The sequence below is a fragment of the Streptomyces paromomycinus genome (assembly GCF_003865155.1).
Classification (GTDB): Bacteria; Actinomycetota; Actinomycetes; order Streptomycetales; family Streptomycetaceae; genus Streptomyces; species Streptomyces chrestomyceticus.
Genome location: NZ_BHZD01000001.1, coordinates 23,539 through 40,152 on the forward strand (window position 1 = coordinate 23,539; position 16,614 = coordinate 40,152).

A 16,614-nucleotide genomic window follows, 5' to 3' on the forward strand; every position below is an offset into this window, starting at 1 on the left:
CAGCGCACCTGGGCGCTACCCGCCGCTGGAGGACAGCCTCTGCTACCTCTCCGGTCGGGCAGACGGCGAGACGTACCGACGCCTCATGGAAGTCGTTCACAGACTGAAGGGGGAATCCGAAGAGGCGCCGTAGCACGGAACCACCGGCGGTCCTCGCCCGCCGGGCCGACTGCTCCGCCCATCGCGCACGCCGTCTGCGCTGGTGGCCGACGGTCAACCATGGCTGGCTTCCCTGTTGCTCGCCGGTGGGTCACCGTGCCCAGCCGAGCCGGGAGGTTCGCGCGGCCCGCCACCTTGCGGGTGGGCCGGCACCGGCGACGGCAGCCAAGCATCTGCGCGTCGGAGGCAGTCAGCTCGCATCGTGCGGCTTTGTCTGCAGGAACTCGGCCGCGAGCTTGGCGGGATCGGCCCCGACTGTGGAGCACTTGTCGCTGGTGCATGAGGTGGACCCCGGCGGGAGGTTCACGGTGCGGCAGTTCAAGCACATCCATCCTGGTCTTGGCCGGGCAAGGACGTCGTTCATGATCGCGGTGAGTTCCGGTGGGCGGGCCTCGATGAGGTGTCGGAGTGCTGCTTCCTGGACGTGGCCATCGGGGTCGTCAAGAAGCTGTCGAAATTGGGCACCGACCGTGTTTCCGGTTACGGGCTCGATCATCGATGCCGCCACGGCACGCAGGACCGGGTCCTCGCTGTCCGTCCAGCAATCGGGTTCCGGGCCTGGTGTGAGCGATGCCAGCGTCACGGCTGCAATGCGTTCATGTCGCGTGCTGGGGCGAAGCCGGGGCAGGAGTTGGCGTAGTTGCGGGGCTGCCTGCTCGGCGACGGACGTCTCGTACAAGGACCTCGCTGCGAATACTGCCTGCCCAAGGCCCAAGGTGAGCAGCCGCATCAGCAATCGCACCGCCGCATCGCGATCATGCACCGCGGTCCAGTCGGGGCGGGATCGCTTGGATGCGGCGTCGAAGAGCGCGAAGTAGGGGGCGTTGCCGTCCCAGTGTTCCAAGCGGAGCCACGCGATCTTGGCTTGGGCCGCGAGGACCGAACGGTCGAATCCGTACAGGGATGCGGTCAGCGCGATGAGTTCTCGGAGCACGTCGTCCGGTTGCTTGTGCAGCTGCGTCACGCCTCCGTCGTTCATTTCCATCGTTTCGACGAACTCGGCCAGCTCGTCGAGGAGGGTTGCCTGCTCGGCCGTGAGGTCGGCCGTGGCGTGGTCGGCTACCAGCTCAAGGAAGTGTGCATAGGCGGTGTCGTTGCCTTCGGACGCCCATGAGGGCAGCCTGAAGTCTTTGAACCGCTGCGCGTTGGCGTGCTGGATGGCTTGAACATCCTCATCGAAGCCCCGGTCGTCGAGAAGTCGCGTGAGGGATTCCTGCAGCCCGTACGGAGCGTCGATGGCAAGAGCGGCGATGAGAGAGGAAGCGTCCGGGACATGCTCCAGCAGGGCCTCGGCAGCTCTCTGCTGTGTCTCGCCCAATGTCCTGTCCATCATCCACGCGTCAAGGGTGACCATCGTGCTCTTGCCCGTTGACGGTCGGCGTGGCAGGGACCGCAAGCGGAGCAGGTCCTTGAGCATCTGGGGATCTTCCAGGCTGGAGCCGTCGGGGCGAAAGTGGAGCGCCAGCGACGCCCGCGCCACCAGGGCATAGTCCGTGCCGTGGTGCGCCGCGGCGGCCTCCGCGGAGGCATGCAGATCAACGGGAATCGAGAGCCGAAGGAGGTCTGTCCAGCTCAGCCACGCATCCTGAGTTCCCTCGGCAATGTGAGCAATCAAGCTCTCGCAGACCTGCCGGACGGTGGCGTCGTCGAGGTCCGCCCCTTCCCGGTCGGCTTGGGCAAGCGCCTTCGCCAGCGCGATATTCCCGGGGCTGCTTTGGAGGGCGTCAGAGGCGGCGCGCGCTACGCTCGGGCCGAGAGCGCACGCCAGCACCAGTGATTCGAATTGCTGGGCCGCGATCCGCGCAGCGACCCATGTAGGGATCTCCTGCGGGCGCGAGACGATCCGCATGGCGTCTCCGATCTCCGCGAAGAGGGTGATGCGTGGGGCAATGGTCTCGTCGGCGCCGGACATGACGAAGATTCCGGTCTCATCGAAAAGCCGGACCGCCTCCCAGGCCGCGGTCATCGCCTGTGCCGGCGGCAGCCCCCAGGGTTCGCCGAGGTCGGCTGCGATGGCGGCGGCGACTGCTTCCGCATCGGCCTGTCCCCGGCTGTTCAGGATCTCTGCAGCCTCGCTGGTGAAGGCATGCATGCTCGCTGTGTTCAGGGCAGTGCCTGTCAACGGTCCCAGAGTGCGTCCGTCGCGGCGCTGTACCTCGTGGTCGGCGACGACGTGCTTCACGACGGCTTCGAGAATCCTCGCACGCCGCGTGGGGAGCGATTGAGTTGACTTCCGCGCGGCGAGCAGTGCCAACAGCACTGGGAGGAGAGGCGTTTCGCGCAGCTGTTCATCCTGCGCCAGCGATGACCGCACCCATGCTGCGCGCTGGGCAACCCAGTCCGCGCGGTCGGTTGGCTCCGCACGCCTCTGGGATGCGGCCGCCTCCAGGACAGCGGTCACCGTGCTCTCCACCTCGGAGGGTGATCGCAGGCGCAGGGCCGGCCAGCCGAGGGTGGAAGCCTGTCCATAGGCGACATCACGTGTGGACAGCAGGATGCAGACTCCTGCCGGCAGGTCAGCGACCAGGTCGGCGATCTCGCTGACCACCTTCCGTCGCTGGTCGTAGGTCTCATCCAGCGAGTCGAGGAGCAGAGCGATGCCGCCGTCGCGATCCAGGCGCTCGTTGATCTCGTGGGTGAGCTCGATTCGGTCTCCTGGCCTGTCATCGCGCACCGCGACGGCGATGAGCCGGTCCCGGAAACTGGATTGCGACCCAGCCGTGTTGACCTCACGGAGCGATACCCGCACCGGTAGGGGGAGGGCCCAGTCCGAAGCCAGTTGCGCGGCCAGCTGCTTCAGTGCAGTGCTCTTGCCACCGCCGGGCAAGCCCGTCAGCACAACGCGACCGCGCCGGAGAAAGGCCCAGATCAGCTCGCTTGCGCTCCGCGCATCGTCGGTGTCGGTGCCCACTTTGATATTCGCGTCGGCCTGCGCGAGCGGGAGGCTGGGCAGCTCGGCGCCCAGCGCACGCAGGTCGATCTGCGTTCCCTCGCGAGTGACGCGCGCGATGTACCGCTGCAGTGCCAGTCGCCGGGTCTCCAGCGCGGCCGCCGGCGTGCTGCCGGTACTGCCGATCTCGATGCCTTCACCGTGCAGGGCGTCCAGCCAGCTGGCGATCTTGTATCCGCCCCGGAGCCGCGCAGCGCGGCCTGAGACCTCGACCAGGGCTTTCCACGCGTCGCGCGCCGTTTTGTGGGTGCCGCCGGCGACCACGTGACGCAGGTAGTTCATGGCCAGCTGGGCCCCTGGGTCATCGGGTTCTTCTACCTGCAGCTCCCAGATCACCGCGCACTTCAGGACTCGGTCCTGTTCTTGCTCGTCCAAAGCGCCGAGTAGTCGTCGGACGGCCTTCAGCACATGCGCCTCGGGCTTGGTGGGCGCGCCGGGATGGTCGGTCCGGCCTCGGTCGAGGACTTGCTGGAGGTGTCTCATGGGACCGCTTAGGGCTCCGGCGACGATCACCAAGCGGTCCTTGGCGGGGTCAAGACCGTCTCGCGCGGCGTGCACCCACTGGGCCACGGCTTCCTTCAGAGGCTTTCCCGCCTTGAGGCTCCGCTTGGCCTGTACGAGGGCTTGCCACCCTGAGTCGAAGTCGATCCGGATGTCGTCGACCGGATCGTCGGTCTCCAGCGTCACCGATGCCACACGGGCATGTGCGGGAGGAATTTCGATGCGTGGCAGGGAGACTCCTGCCAGACCGCATGCCACGGTATAGGCGGCAACGCCGCGCCGGTACTGGACGCCCGCATCACCAGAAGCGCCGGCAACGCTTCCCCGCCTCGCCTCTGAGCTGTCGACCACGTGCACAGCGTAAAGGCTGCCCCGTCATGATCTTCGGGTTCGCGGAGGCACCGCAGACCCTCTCGGTCAGCGGGGCCGCCAGGTACGGATCTCCAGGTGGGTGATGTGCGCGGCTGGGTCGATGCGGCCGGTCTCGGTCAGCCACTGGTGGATGGCGGCGGTGACGTCGCCGCCGGCGGCGTCCACGCGGGCGGCGATGTCAGTGGCGGCAAAGCCTCCGGTGGCGGCGGAGCCGTAGGAGCGTTCTTCGGTGTGGTCGGCACGTTGGATGACGTCGCGGCGGATGCCGGGTGAGTCGGTGTGGCTGCCGGAGGAGTGCAGGTAGCCGGTTTTGTTGATGCGGACGGTGAAGGCCAGGCGCAGGTGTTGGCGGGCGGCTTCGGCGATCAGGGGGCGTAGGCGGGTGGAGCCGGAGGCGATGGCCTGGGATCCGACGCGGCCGGTGCCGGTGCCGGTGGGGGTGATCAGGACGGCTTTGGAGCGGACCCGGGCGCGGGTGCCGGTGGCGGTGGTGCGGCGGGTGATGTGCGGTGCGGCCAGGGCGGTCAGTTCGGTGATCTCGGTGATGCCAGCGGTCTGGATGGCGGTGAGGACGTGGGTGAGGGCGGGGACGAATGCGGCGCCTTTGTTCTTGGTGTAGAACTGGCTGACCAGGGAGGGGTCGCGGCCGAGGATGCGGGCGACATCGCGTTTGGTGAAGCCGACGGCCTGAAGCTGGTCGGTCAGGCGCGCGGCCTCGTTCAGCTCACGCCGCTGACCGCGGCCCGTGCGCCGGCGGGGGCGGGGCGGCATTTAGACCGCCCCCCGGGCCAGGGCGGCGCGACCGGCATCCCGCAAGGCGAGCAGCTGTTCTTCGGTGGCGGGGGCGGGCACGGGGCCGGTCAGGTGGCCCTTGTGGAGGTAGTCGCCGGGGTTTCCGTGGTGGGGCCAGTTCTGGGGCTGGGTGAGATAGAGGGCGTCGGTGCGGAAGGCGACGACGGTGCCGGGCGGGGTGTGCAGGGCCCCGGCGAAGGTGTTGTCCTCGCGGTGGCGTTGGGTGAGGAGGGCGGCGCGGGCGCCGGACCAGATGGTGGCGGCCCATTCGGGGTGGGCGTGGGGGTCGCGGGCGAAGCCGGTGGGGCGCTGCCAGGTGATGGTCTCGTTATCGAAGCCGATGATTTCGGCATCCGGCGGGACGTCGCGCTCGGCGTTTCGGGGGGTGGTGCCGGTGACCAGGCGGGGGCGTTGGGCGAAGGAGCCGATGCCGTAGAGGACGATGGCGCGCACGGCGCGGGAGGCGAGGTGGGCGGCGCGGGCCTGCTGGGGGTCCGCTTGGAGTTGGGCCTGGGCGGAGAGGTTCATCCAGGTCTCTTTGAGTTTCTTGGCCCAGTCGTCCAGGGGTTTGCCGTCCTCCCACAGGATGCCGTCGAGGATTTCGATCTTCCAGGGCGTAAGGGGGTTGGTCAGGGCGGTGTGGACTTCGGCGCCGCCGGCCCAGGTGGTGAAGGTGGTGCCGGGGGCGTGGGGGTAGCGCCAGGCGCGGTCGCCGGGAGCGGGGGCGGGGAGGAGGCCGACGTGGTTCCAGCCCGCGGGGACGGTGACGCGGATGTGCCAGTGTCCGCAGCCGTACAGGGCGCGGGTCTGCTCCTTCTCCGACCAGCTGGCGAAGGTGGTGCCCGTGATGCGGCGGGGGGTGCCGACGGGGGATTTCCAGGTGTGCTTGGCGTAGGCGAAGGTGCGGTCGTACTCGACCAGGGCGGGGAGCTGCTCGGGCACGGCCGGTGGGGTGAGCAGTTCGTTGCGGCCCTGACCTGCGGTGGCGTGCAGCAGGCCGCGCAGTTCCTCGGAGAGGACGGGGTAGCCGTCGGCGTACTGGCCGCGCTGGGGGATGGTGCGGGTCCACAGGTCCCGGCCGGTCTGGGAGGGCGAGCCCATGATGACCGCATCCGTCCAGTGGTGGCGCAGGGCCTTCCACAGCAGGACGAACGCGTCGCGGACGATGTGCGGGTCATCGCCGTCGAGGTCGAACCACTCCCCCACCGAGCGGATCTCCACATGCTGTTCGCCGTTCTCGCGCTGGTAGCGGCCGACAGGGTTGCGGGCGTGGACGAAGTGCCCGGCCATCCGATCCCGCCCCCGGCCGGTGTCGGTGCGCCAGCCGGGGGTGGGGGCGTTGAGCCAGGCGGCGACGGCGTCGCGCAGGTAGGGGTAGCGGCTCGCGTCGCGGTGCCAGGGGGCGCCGGCGGTGATGTAGATCCGCTCCACCCCTTCGGGCAGGACGTGGAAGACAGCGGTGAGGATCTCGGCCGCCGAAGCGGTGGGCAGGGTGAGCTGGTGGGTCTGGTGGCGGTGGACCATCACCCCGGTGGCCGCATCCAGGAAGACGGTGGAGCGGGCCTGCTGGGTGAAGTTCGGCCGCATCGAGACCAGGTTCGGGGTGTGGGCGAACCACCGCTCCCCCGGCTCGCCTTCGGGGATGGCAGGCAGGGTGCGGGGCCCGCCCGGGGCCTGCGGCGCCCCGGCCGGGGCCGGCGCCGGGCCGGGAGGCGTGGTGGGGGCCGGCGAGATGGGGGCGGTGGGTGGCGGCACAGGCGCAGGGACCTGGTCGTCCGGGGCCGAGGTGCCCGTGGGCTGCGGGGTCGGGCCGGGCGTCGGGGAGGACGCGTCTGCGGTTGCTGAGCCGGGGGTTGGAGCGGCGGGCGACATCGCGGGAGCGGCGGCCCCGGCAGCCGGAGCCACGGGTGCGTAGGCCGCGGCGGGGCCGCTCGCGGGGCCCTCAACGGGTGCCTGCGGTGCGGGCTTGGGCGGCCCGGCGGGACCGGAGAGGTGGTCGGGGGCCAGTTCCGGAGCGAGGGCGACGACTTCGGCCAGGCTCAGCCCGGCCGCCGGGGCGATCCGCTCCGCCTTGGCCTTGTCATGGCCGACCAGCTGGGCGATCCGCTTGTCGCGGTCGGCCTCCAGCTTCGCCAGCGCGGCCCGGGTCTTTTTGATCTCGTCCCGCACCGCGCGCAGTTCGCCCAGTGCGGCGTTGTAGGCCTTGGCATCCATGTCGGTTCCTTCAAGGGCCGGTGCGGTCAGCGGGTGGTGGCACGGTAGGCGACGGCGCCACCGGAGTCGGAGGGCAGACGGGCGCCGAGGAGGAGGTCCGCGAGCGCGCGGTCGGCTGCTGGCCCGGGAGTGAGGTGGGTGGCGGGGGTAGCGAGGTCGGTGACGTAGCCAGCCAGCCGTGCCTGGGGGAAGGCGTGGCGGCCGCGGTCGTCCTTCTCCCAGGTCTCCAGGCCGGTCAGGACGGCCACCACATAGCCGGACAGGGTCACCGGCAGCACTCCCCCGGCCGCCACACTCGCCGGATCACACCGCCACCACCCGCGCAGACCTTTGAGCAGCGCCTCGGGCGGCAACGCGGCGGAGAACCCGATCCAGTCACGGTCGGACTCCTGCACGAGCTTTGCCGCATCCACGCGCAGCACCGCGATTTCCTCTGCGGGCAGTCGGTGCAGCGGGGCCGGCTTTCGGGCGGCGAGTGCCTGGACGCTCTCCAGCGGGATCATGACGCGCACCCCGCGACGGGACAGGCCCGGCAACAGCTCGGCACGGATGAGACGGCGGAAGGTGGTGATCGCGCACCCCAAGGCTTCGGCGGCCTGCCCGGTCGTCAGCAGCATTCACCCTCCTCCAGCGTGCGCACTCTGATATCTGATTAGGGACCAACGGTAGTGGGTGTTCTGTGCCCCGTCAAAGCATCCGGACCGGTCGCTGGCCTGCTCCGCAAAAGTCCAAATCCTCCCCGACCTTAAGAACGAAAGAGGAGCGAGGGGCCGGTGAGCGAGATGTATCGGCGCTCACCGGCCCCTCGCCCCTCTTCCGGCCGGTCCCTCGGCTCCCGGGCCCGGCTGACCTGCTGCCGCCCCTCGCCGCCAACGGCGGAGCGAGAGAACGGTTCAGGCGGTCATGGAACGGTGATGGTCCTCAACCGATCGGGCCAGAACGTCTTCGGTGATACCGATCCACTGGCTCATCTGGGCGTAGGACACGCCGGATCGGCGTCCGGCCAGCACGAGCTCGTACAGGGCCTGGTCGATCCTGGACCTGGCGGTGTTCAGGGAGACGATCCCCAGCTCGGTACCGGAGGCGGCAGGGAGAGTGCCCTCGATGGCCAACTCCATCAGCTGCCGCATCGCATCCGTGATCAGTTCACTGACGAATTCCGGCATGCCGACGGGGACGCTGCCCGCCCAGGTCCGCTCGTGCGGTTCCGGTGGGGTGACGCCGGCGTGCTGACTTCGGTGGCGGGTGATGTACTCCCACACCCACCGGTAGGAGACTGGCGGGCTGGTGATGATGCTCAGCCGCTCATACAGCTCGAAGGTCGAGCAGCGCTCGGCGGGAGCCTTGGCCCGGTCCTCCTCCAGCAGCGCGTCCAGGCGCTGACGGGCCTCGCCCAGTTCCTTTGCGTCGGCCGGGAGGTCATGCTCTAGTACTCCAGTGGCACTTCACCATTTCCGCTGGTCAGAGGCGTTCTGTCGAGCCTAGCGGGCTGACGGCGGGTCAGGGGACCGTTCGAGGAAACCGTTTCAGGCGCGGGTGCGTCTGCGGTAGTGGCAGGCGCGGGCGATGGCCTGGTGGTGTCTGCGCCAGCGTGACCAGGTCAATGCGCCGACACCGTGGCGCGCGGGGTGGGGGCCGACAACTGCCAGCAGGCGCCGGACCTCCGCCACGGTGAGCGGGGCCAGGTCGGCTGGGTCGTTTCTGCCGCCCCCCTTTCGACCGCGTCCGCGGTCATGGCAGCGAGAAAGGCGTGCGCGAGCATGGCCAGGGTGATGTGCCGATACCAGCCCGGATAACGGCGCACCTCGTACTCGTCGAGACCACACTGGCCCTTGGCGGCCTGGAAGCACTCCTCGATCGCCCAGCGCGAGCCGGCGACGGCCACCAGCTTCTCGACCGTGGTGCCGACGGGCGCGTAGGCCAGGTAGTAGGCGATCTCGTCGGGACGCTTGAGGCTGCGGCGGGCCAGCACCCACCGCTCGTGCGTGGGCGGATCAGGGTCGAAGACGATGTTCACGGGCAGCCTCGCCGCGGCCCAGTCATAGACGCGCGGGCCCTTGGCACCGTCACCGGCCGACAGCTGCTGCCAGGCATCGGCGGGGGCATCATCGATGACCTGGTCGATGCGCCAGACCCCCAATAGCGACTTGAGCTGCTGGGACTTGGGTACCGCGAGCACATAGCCGACCTGGGCCTGCTCGAGCAGGTGGCGAAAGCGCCACTCCTGCCCGTAGAGACTGTCCGCGGTCACCCAGGCGATCGGCAGCGCCGAGGTCAAGGCCCGCAGGACAAGGGTGTGGGCGAGTTCTCCCTTGGTGGCGAAGCCGCGGTCGGCCGGGATGCGGGCGGCCCGGCAGCGGTCTTCGTCACTCGTCCAGGACTTGGGCAGATACAACTCCCGGTCTACCAGTGCCCGCCCCCGGCCGGAGGCATAGGCGGCGAAGACGCCGATCTGGCAGTTCTCGGTCCGCCCGGCGGTGCCGGAGTACTGCCGCTGCACCCCGGCGGAGACGACGCCCTTCTTGAGGAACCCGGTGTCGTCCACGATCAGAACGCCGTCCGGATCACCGAGTCGCTGGGCCACGTACTCCTGCACATCGTCCCGGACCTCGTCCGGGTCCCATCTGCTGCGCGAGAGCAGATGCTGCAGCCCGTAGGGCCCGTTGTGACCGGCGTACTCGGCCAGCTGCCAGCTGTTCTTGCGGCCGACCGGGCCCAACAGCCCCCGCACGTAATCCCGCATCCGGCGCCGCACCTCAACCCGGCCGAACCGTCCACTCACCCGCAAGAACAGGTCCTCGAGCTCGGCACTCCAACGCCCTGTGACGAAGTCCGCCATCATGCCCCGACCCTGCCCGACTCAGACCGCCGTCCACGTCGGCTTCCTCGAACGGGCCCCTGACCCGCCGTCAGCCCGCTAGGCTCGACAGAACGCCTCTGACCAGCGGAAATGGTGAAGTGCCACTGGAGTACTAGGGGCAGCACGGCTGTCACCGCGTCCAGGACCGTCTCACGGGAGACGCCATGCCGAGCGGCCAGAGACCAGGGCAGCCTGTCACCCGCGCGGTGATCGCGGCGGATCGCTTCGAACAATGCTGTGTCTGACTCGGTCATCGTCTGCTCCTCGTTGTGTGCAGGGTGATGGTGCTTGCGCGCCTGATGTGCTTTGGCTGGTTGCCGGGGCACTGTCCGCGCTGCGATGTGTGGCAGTGAGCCGGCCGGAATACGGCTCCGCACACCGCCCATCGGGCGGGCCGCGTGGCCGGGCATCCGCTGCTCTTGCGGAGGACCGGTCTGCTCGGTGACGACCGTGCTGGCCTCGGCCAGCTGGTGGAGCCCGGCATGCGCGGGGGCGGCTCAGTAGGAAAACTCGATGTAGTCGATGTCCTTGAGCTCCACCATGCGCAGCCCTCCTGTGGGTGAGACCCGGAAGTAGGACTCGCCGACCGCGTCGGCGACGATGCCGCGGAGCGTTACTTCATCTGCCTCACGCTCCCGCGCCTTGAACAGTCGGCCGATGTAGGGGGCGGGCAGTTGTTCGGTGAGGAGGCGGAAGCGGCCGCCGTCGGAGGAGCCAGCGGGTCCGGTGAATCCGAACCACCCGCGAAAGTGCACCATCATGCCGCCGCGTTCGGCGAGCGAGTGGTGGGCTCGGCGGCGGATGAGCGGCTGCCAGAGCCGGGCCACTTCCCGCGTGATGGTGTGGTGCAGCTGCTCGCTGGGGACGTCCCGCCGTCCGGGGAGTGCTGCCTGCAGGTCGGCGGGTGAGATGTGCAGGCGGGCGGCCAGGGTGTGGTGGTCGGCGTGGCGGGAGAGGAGGAAGCGCAGGCGGGCGCTGTCCGATCGGGGTGGTTGGCGGGTCCACAGGTCCATATCGGCGCGGTCGAGGGCGTCGGTGATGGATTCCGGGTCGAAGGCGGGGTGCATGTCGGCTCCTGGTCGGGGTGGATGGCTTCAAGGTCGGTTGAGGTGGGGTGGCGGGGGCCTCCTCGCGGCCGGCCGGGGTCAGGGCCGTCTGGCCGGTCGCCTGCGGGCGGCAGAGGAGGTGCGGGCTGGCGCCGGCAGGAGGAGGCGGCAGCCTTCGATGGCCTGACTGACCTCGTGCTCCTCCCATTTGGGGATGAACAGAGGCGTGTGGGCGTGGGCGTAGCCGCGCAGCTCGGTGAGGGCGAGTGCGGCCTGGGTCAGGGGCCGGGTCCAGAGGGGCAGGCTTGCAGTGGGGTGAAGGTCGTGGTCCGGGCTGCCGGAGGGGGTGAGGTCGCCGTGCGGGAGGTGGTTGAGCTGGTCGGGAGGTGCGCCGGTCAGGAGGTGCAGGGCGACGCGTGCGGCATGCACGGGGTGAGCGATGCGGTGGTGGATGCGTGCGATGGCCGTGGCGAGATGGGGGTGGGTGTGGTCCTGGCGGGTCGGTGGCAGAGGGAGGATGCGGGCGTCGGGGGGTGGTTGGGTGGCGATCATGGCGTAGTGCCGGGCTTCCCAGCGGTGGTGGCCGCTTGGCGGGGGTGGCAGGCGGAACCAGGTCTCCTCGGGCCGGGCGGGGAAGGAGCAGCGTGCCTGCCACCACGGGTAGTTGCCAGCCGTGGGATGCGGTGGGGGGTGCTGGAGGTGTTGCAGGGCGGCTTCGGGGGTGTCGAGGTGGTCGTGGCGGACGGCGGAGAGGAGTTGTCGCGTGTTCGGGGGCAAGGGGCCGTTGCAGAGCAGGGTCAGCTTCAGGCGGGCGTGTTCGCGCAGGGCCAGCAGGTGTTTGATGTGGCCGTTGGTGAAGCGGTGGGCGCGGCAGATGATCAGGTGGGTGATGCCCAGCGTGGTGGTCCAGGCGGCGGTGTTGCGCCAGCTGTCGTCGTTGTGGCGGACCCATGCGGGTTCGGGGTGGAGGTCTTCTGGGGCGGGCAGGTGTTTGCCGTAGGCGCGCATCAGGTCGTGGGCCAAGGTGGCGGCGGTCGGGGCGAGGGGCGTGGGGTGGATGGTGATGCGTCCGGCACTGGGCCGGTGGGCGGCCAGGGCGGTGGTGGTGAGGGCGGCGTGGTCGCGGGGGTCGAGGATGAGGGTGAGGGGCGGCAGGGCGGGGTCGGTCTCCTCGGGTGACCACACCGGCTCCCAGGCCCTGGGGGCGACGACGGGTGCGGCTGCGGTGGGGGTCATGGCCTCATCTGGGGTCGGGGCTGGAGTTGCTTCAGCAGCGGGTGTGCGTCGTGCTGGGGACGGCCGGTGCGGTGGGCGCGGCTGGCCAGGCGGTGGGTCAGGGCTGCCCAGCGGCGGAAGTTGCCGTGTGCCCAGGCGGTGTTGAGCGTGGTGATCAGCTGGGGGTCGGCGTCGTGCCACTGGGGGTGGAAGGCGGGCAGCGCGGTGAGGAGCTCGGGCTCGGCCAGCGGCTGGAGGTGGTGCCAGGTGTGAACGCGGCCGGCCAGCACGGGCTGAGTGCGCAGGGCTTTGAGGCGGTGGTCGCTGGCCAGCAGAAGCACGGCGAGGCGGGTGTGGGCGTCTTCGTGGAGGAAGCGGAGGTATTCCAGGCAGGAGGCGGAGAGCTGATGGGCTTCGTCGATGGCCAGCAGCCGCGGAGGGTGGTGCAGAGCGTGGCGGATGAGGTCGTCGCAGATGCCAGGGTTCTTCGGGGCGGTGCCGGGCAGTTGCAGGGCGCGGTAGAGGCGGGCGCGCAGGTCTTCGGGGCGGGCCTGGGGGCGCATGAGCAGGGACAGGGTCTGCCAGTGGGGGTGCTGGGCGGTCAGAATGTGGAGGGTAAAGGTTTTTCCGCTGCCCGGGGCGCCGCTCAGGCACATCATGGTCTGCTGTTCGACGGTGGCGGCAAGGGCGTGGGCGGCGGCCCGCACCTGTGAGGTGGTCACGGTGCGGGCCTGGGGGAGGTTGAGGTGGTGCCGGGCAGTGCTGTGCCCGGTGGGGTCGGTGGGTGTCATCGGCTCTCGTCCCGGCGGTGGCGCTGCCTGGGGGGCCGGACTCGGCGGATGGCCCAGCGGGCGATGGTTTCGTCGACTTCGTCCAGGCCGCGGCGCTTCATGCCCTCGAGGATGTGGTAGGTGATCTTGGACCACATGCGGAAGGTGCCGGCGCCGGCTTCCTGGTCGATGTAGTTGATCAGCTCTGGTGAGGCATTGGCCCACAGGGGGTGGAAGTGCGGGATGTTCTTGAGGACTTCCTCCGGTTCCATCGGGGTGAATTCCTGCCAGATGTAGATCCGGGAGGCGAGGGCGGGTTCGTTGTAGAGGGTCTTGTAGCACTCCTCGCCGCCGATGAAGAGGACGGCGGGGCGGTTGGCTCCCTTGCCGGTGTCCCACAGGTGGCGGACGAATTCGAAGCATTCGCGGCTGAACTGCTGGGCCTCGTCGTAGGCCAGGACGTAGGGGCGGCGGGTGAGGGAGTTTTTGAGGAGGGTGTCGAACTCGCTGGGATGAGTGGGTGCCTTGCCCTCGAGGTTGAGGAGGTTGAACAGTTCCAAGCGGATGTCGCGCGGGGTGGGCCGGGAGCGGAACTGCAAGAACAGCACCAGGTCGGCGGCCACTTCCTTCAAGGCGGCCAGGACGGAGAAGGTCTTGCCCAGGCCGGCGTCGCCGTAGATGCAGGACATGGCGCGGGCGTCGATGGTGTCGGCGATGTTCTCCCCGGCCTCCAGGAGAGCCTCGGTGGCAACGACGCGGGCGTCGGCCAGGTTGAGGTAGAAGTCGGGTTCGGCTCCGCCTGCGCCGGCGGCCACGGACGCAGTCTCACTGCCGGTGCTGCTGTCGGTGCCGGTCTCAGCGCCGGTGTCGGTCATGGGTGCTCCGTCGGTTGAGGCGGGGGTAATGGGCAAGGCGGCGCCCAGGAGGCGGCCGCTGGGGTGGTAGACGTCGATGCCGTGCCCCGGGAAGGTGCGGGGGCGCACCAGGACCTGTGCGGTGACATGGCCGGTGATCCAGCTCGCGTGGTGGAGCCGGCCGCGCCAGCGGATGCCTTCCGGGCGCAGGATCCGAGAGTGGGTGCCGGGCGGGAGCTCAGCTCTCATCAGAGTCCTCTTCGGAGGTGGTTTCGCGGGGCGTGGTGGGGATGACCCATCCGGCGCCGGGGGCGAGACGGCGTGGCATGTAGTTCTCGGGCAGCTCATCGGGATGGGCAGGGGCGCGCAGTGTGCGCAGTTCTTCGGTGGCCGCTTTGCGGGTCATGACGCCTGCGACCTGGGCGGGTACGGGGGCGGTGACGGCCTTGAAGCGGCGGCGGCGCTTGCGTTCGGCGGCCCGCAGGTCCTGCCGCAGGCGCTGGGCACGCTCCTTGCGGGCCTGGTAGACGGCGTCGATCTGTTCGGGGTCGGCGCGGTCGGACAGGTGGGCGGTGCCCAGGTGGCGGTGGGTGTACAGGTCGAAGACTTCGATGGTGTCCTCGTGGTGGGGCTGGTAGCGAATGCGGACTTCGGTTCCGGTGCGGCCGGTCATCCAGGGGCCGATGTAGTCGCGGCCGCGCCAGCGGATGCCGTGACCGTGGATCTTGCGAGGGGAGCGGTCGGCTTCGAGCAGGAAGGCGTGCAGGTCCTCGGGGGTGGCCTCCCGCAGGGGGGTGTCGTCTTCGTTCCACAACTGCAGGGGGGTGAGGTCACCGTGGGCGGCCAGGCGGTGTTCGACGTTGCGGCGGCGTACCCACTGCCCGAACAGCTCGACGAATGCCTCGAAGGTGAGCGGGGGGTCGTTCTCACCCGAGCGGTGACGGGAGTCCAGGCGCTGGGCCCCGGTGTAGCGGGGCAGGGTGGAGAAGAACATGCTGGTGACCGCGTGGTTGAGATTTTCGATGCTGCCTTTGAGGTGCGGGGTGTAAGGGGGCAGGACGTAGACGTCGACGGCGAAGGCGCCGAGGGCTTCTTGGACGGCGCGGGCGAGGAAGTCGCGGCCGCGATCGATGCGCAGTCGCTGGGGCAGGCCGCCGGCCGGGCCGTGGGTGTCGTCGCACAGGAGGGCAGAGCGCAGAGCGGCGAGGATGGATCCGCGGTGAGGGTAGTGGGGGGTGAGGGCCCAGCCCATGGTCATGGCGGTGGAGCAGACGATGAACCAGGTCACCCAGGGTTTGAGGAGGCGGTCGCCGGCCAGCACCCAGACGGGGACCTGCTTGTGGTCGCCCTCCCACTCCTCGTTGCGGCAGGCGGGGGCGCGCCGCAGGTGCGGGTCGTGGCCCCGGGAGGCCGGCATGCCTTGGCGCAGGCCGGCGAGGTCCCCTGGGGAAAGGTCGCGGCGGATGGCGCGGTAGAGGGTGGCCAGGCTGGGCGCGGTGCCGCCGTCTTCTTCGGCTTCGGCGCGCAGTGCTTCATACAGGCTCTTGATGTTGCCCCGGTGGTAGGCCAGTTGGACGCGGAGGTCTTCGGTGATCTCGAAGCGGGTTCGGCCGGGACGTTCGGCGGTGCCGTTGGCTTTGGCGTCGGCCAGGCGCTTCCAGACGGTGCGGATGTGCAGGTCCAGGGTCTGGGCCACCAGCCGCACGTGGGCGGTGGTGAGCTCACCGCGGGCGTCCAGCGTCATCAGGTGGCGGATCGCCGGGGTGGTCAGCATCTGCCGCTCCAGCCGGCGTGTGGCGGCCTGGGGGTGCGCGGCCGACGCGCTGTCGGGTGGTTCCTCATCCATGAGGAGGCTGCTCCTGAGAACAAGAAGGGCTGTGAGGCGTGCGGCCCGGGTCAGATGGGCATGCCGATGTGGGAGACGTACTCGTACTTGCGCCAGTCCGAGTCCAGGTCGCAGATGGTGTCCTCCCACGCCGCGACCAAGCGCATCTGGTCCCCCACCGACCACGCGGCCACGATGGTGTTCCAGCGGTAGATGTTCTTGTGGCGCCATGGCACGACGCGCCGGTGACACATCTCAACCTCGGCCTCATCGGCGGGGTAGATCTCGATGCGGGTGCCGCCCCCTGCGTTCAGCGACCGGGTCAGGGCCGGCGCGATGTTGCGTCGCCGCAGCGTTTGGTAGGCGGTCTCCAGGCGGGCCTGCCGGTCCCGGCTGGGGGCGCGGGCCTGGGACAACCACGCGAGAAGCGTGCGGGCATCGACGGTGATGCCTGCATCCTCCATGGCCCGGTAGCCGGCCGCCGAGCGGGTGAGGTAGAGCAGTGCGCGCCGGTGTTTCTCCTCCGGCGTCTTCCAGTGGTCGCCTGCGAAGGCCCGTCTGTCCAGTGCGGTGGCCAGTGCCATGGCGCCGTGGACGCCTTGCGCACCGTATTTGCCGAAGCCCATGATCCTCCTTGGTTCGTCCGGCAGCCCGTGCGGCGTCATGGCGGGCACCGCGCATGGCCGAGAGGGCCGGCGGGCTGGGTGGGGTCCCGTTGCGGTGGCGCGCCCGTCGGAGCGCGACGCGGTGGGACCGCCGGCCGTAGGGCTGCCCCGGCGGGGGCGGCAGCAAAGGGGAACGGCCGGTGCCTGGGGGGTGTGGCAGGCGGTGTCCGGCCAGATGTGCGGGACCGGGGCGGTTCATCGAACAGCTCGAACTTAGGGCGGGGCCGGGCCCGGCAAGATCTTTCCGGTCAATCGTCCGGGGCACGCAGCCGGGGATACAACGCGCGTAGCGTCCCTCCGAGGGCCCGGGGCCTCCCGGGTCGCCAAGTTGCGCTGGAGCACGGGAGGTTGAGGTGTTTTCCCACGTCAGTGCGTGAGCCGGCCGAGGCGG

General features: G+C 69.8%; 12 protein-coding genes. All 12 read right to left on the bottom strand.

Translation table 11 applies throughout. The features are described from left to right. Positions 1-349: 349 nt before the first annotated feature. The 12 genes from OEIGOIKO_RS00080 to OEIGOIKO_RS00135 all read right to left on the bottom strand — a co-directional run bounded on the left by OEIGOIKO_RS00080 (position 350) and on the right by OEIGOIKO_RS00135 (position 16,184). Positions 350-3,961, bottom strand: a complete 3,612-nt coding sequence (locus tag OEIGOIKO_RS00080) for an NACHT domain-containing protein (RefSeq protein ID WP_125050591.1) — start codon at positions 3,959-3,961, stop codon at positions 350-352. A gap of 66 nt (positions 3,962-4,027) precedes the next feature. Then, the gene (locus OEIGOIKO_RS00085; RefSeq protein WP_125050593.1) at positions 4,028-4,753 is read right to left on the bottom strand and encodes a helix-turn-helix domain containing protein; all 726 of its coding nucleotides are present in this window, start codon (positions 4,751-4,753) and stop codon (positions 4,028-4,030) included. Next, positions 4,754-6,988 (bottom strand): hypothetical protein, encoded by a 2,235-nt coding sequence (locus OEIGOIKO_RS00090; RefSeq protein WP_125050595.1) that lies wholly within the window; start codon positions 6,986-6,988, stop codon positions 4,754-4,756. A gap of 26 nt (positions 6,989-7,014) precedes the next feature. Continuing rightward, positions 7,015-7,605 (bottom strand): helix-turn-helix domain-containing protein, encoded by a 591-nt coding sequence (locus OEIGOIKO_RS00095; protein WP_125050597.1) that lies wholly within the window; start codon positions 7,603-7,605, stop codon positions 7,015-7,017. A gap of 276 nt (positions 7,606-7,881) precedes the next feature. Continuing rightward, on the bottom strand, positions 7,882-8,250 hold the full coding sequence (locus OEIGOIKO_RS00100) for a hypothetical protein (RefSeq protein ID WP_125050599.1): 369 nt from the start codon (positions 8,248-8,250) through the stop codon (positions 7,882-7,884). A 338-nt stretch (positions 8,251-8,588) separates the two neighbouring features. Further along, entirely contained in the window at positions 8,589-9,830 is a 1,242-nt protein-coding gene (locus OEIGOIKO_RS00105) for an IS701 family transposase (protein WP_125050601.1), read from the bottom strand. 515 nt (positions 9,831-10,345) lie between these two features. Then, positions 10,346-10,915: a telomere-protecting terminal protein Tpg gene (tpg, locus tag OEIGOIKO_RS00110; protein WP_125050603.1), complete on the bottom strand. Its 570-nt coding sequence runs from the start codon at positions 10,913-10,915 to the stop codon at positions 10,346-10,348. A gap of 78 nt (positions 10,916-10,993) precedes the next feature. Continuing rightward, positions 10,994-12,130 carry a hypothetical protein gene (locus OEIGOIKO_RS00115; protein ID WP_125050605.1) on the bottom strand — a complete coding sequence of 379 codons (1,137 nt, stop codon included), beginning with the start codon at positions 12,128-12,130 and terminating at the stop codon, positions 10,994-10,996. Next, positions 12,127-12,900 (bottom strand): AAA family ATPase, encoded by a 774-nt coding sequence (locus OEIGOIKO_RS00120; RefSeq protein WP_125050607.1) that lies wholly within the window; start codon positions 12,898-12,900, stop codon positions 12,127-12,129. The genes OEIGOIKO_RS00115 and OEIGOIKO_RS00120 overlap by 4 nt, the downstream gene beginning before the upstream one ends. Beyond that, entirely contained in the window at positions 12,897-13,982 is a 1,086-nt protein-coding gene (locus OEIGOIKO_RS00125) for an AAA family ATPase (protein ID WP_246177086.1), read from the bottom strand. The genes OEIGOIKO_RS00120 and OEIGOIKO_RS00125 overlap by 4 nt, the downstream gene beginning before the upstream one ends. Further along, on the bottom strand, positions 13,972-15,579 hold the full coding sequence (locus OEIGOIKO_RS00130; protein ID WP_125050609.1) for a Mu transposase C-terminal domain-containing protein: 1,608 nt from the start codon (positions 15,577-15,579) through the stop codon (positions 13,972-13,974). The genes OEIGOIKO_RS00125 and OEIGOIKO_RS00130 overlap by 11 nt, the downstream gene beginning before the upstream one ends. Positions 15,580-15,629: 50 nt before the next feature. Further along, the gene (locus tag OEIGOIKO_RS00135) at positions 15,630-16,184 is read right to left on the bottom strand and encodes a transcriptional regulator (protein WP_125050611.1); all 555 of its coding nucleotides are present in this window, start codon (positions 16,182-16,184) and stop codon (positions 15,630-15,632) included. Positions 16,185-16,614 lie beyond the last annotated feature (430 nt).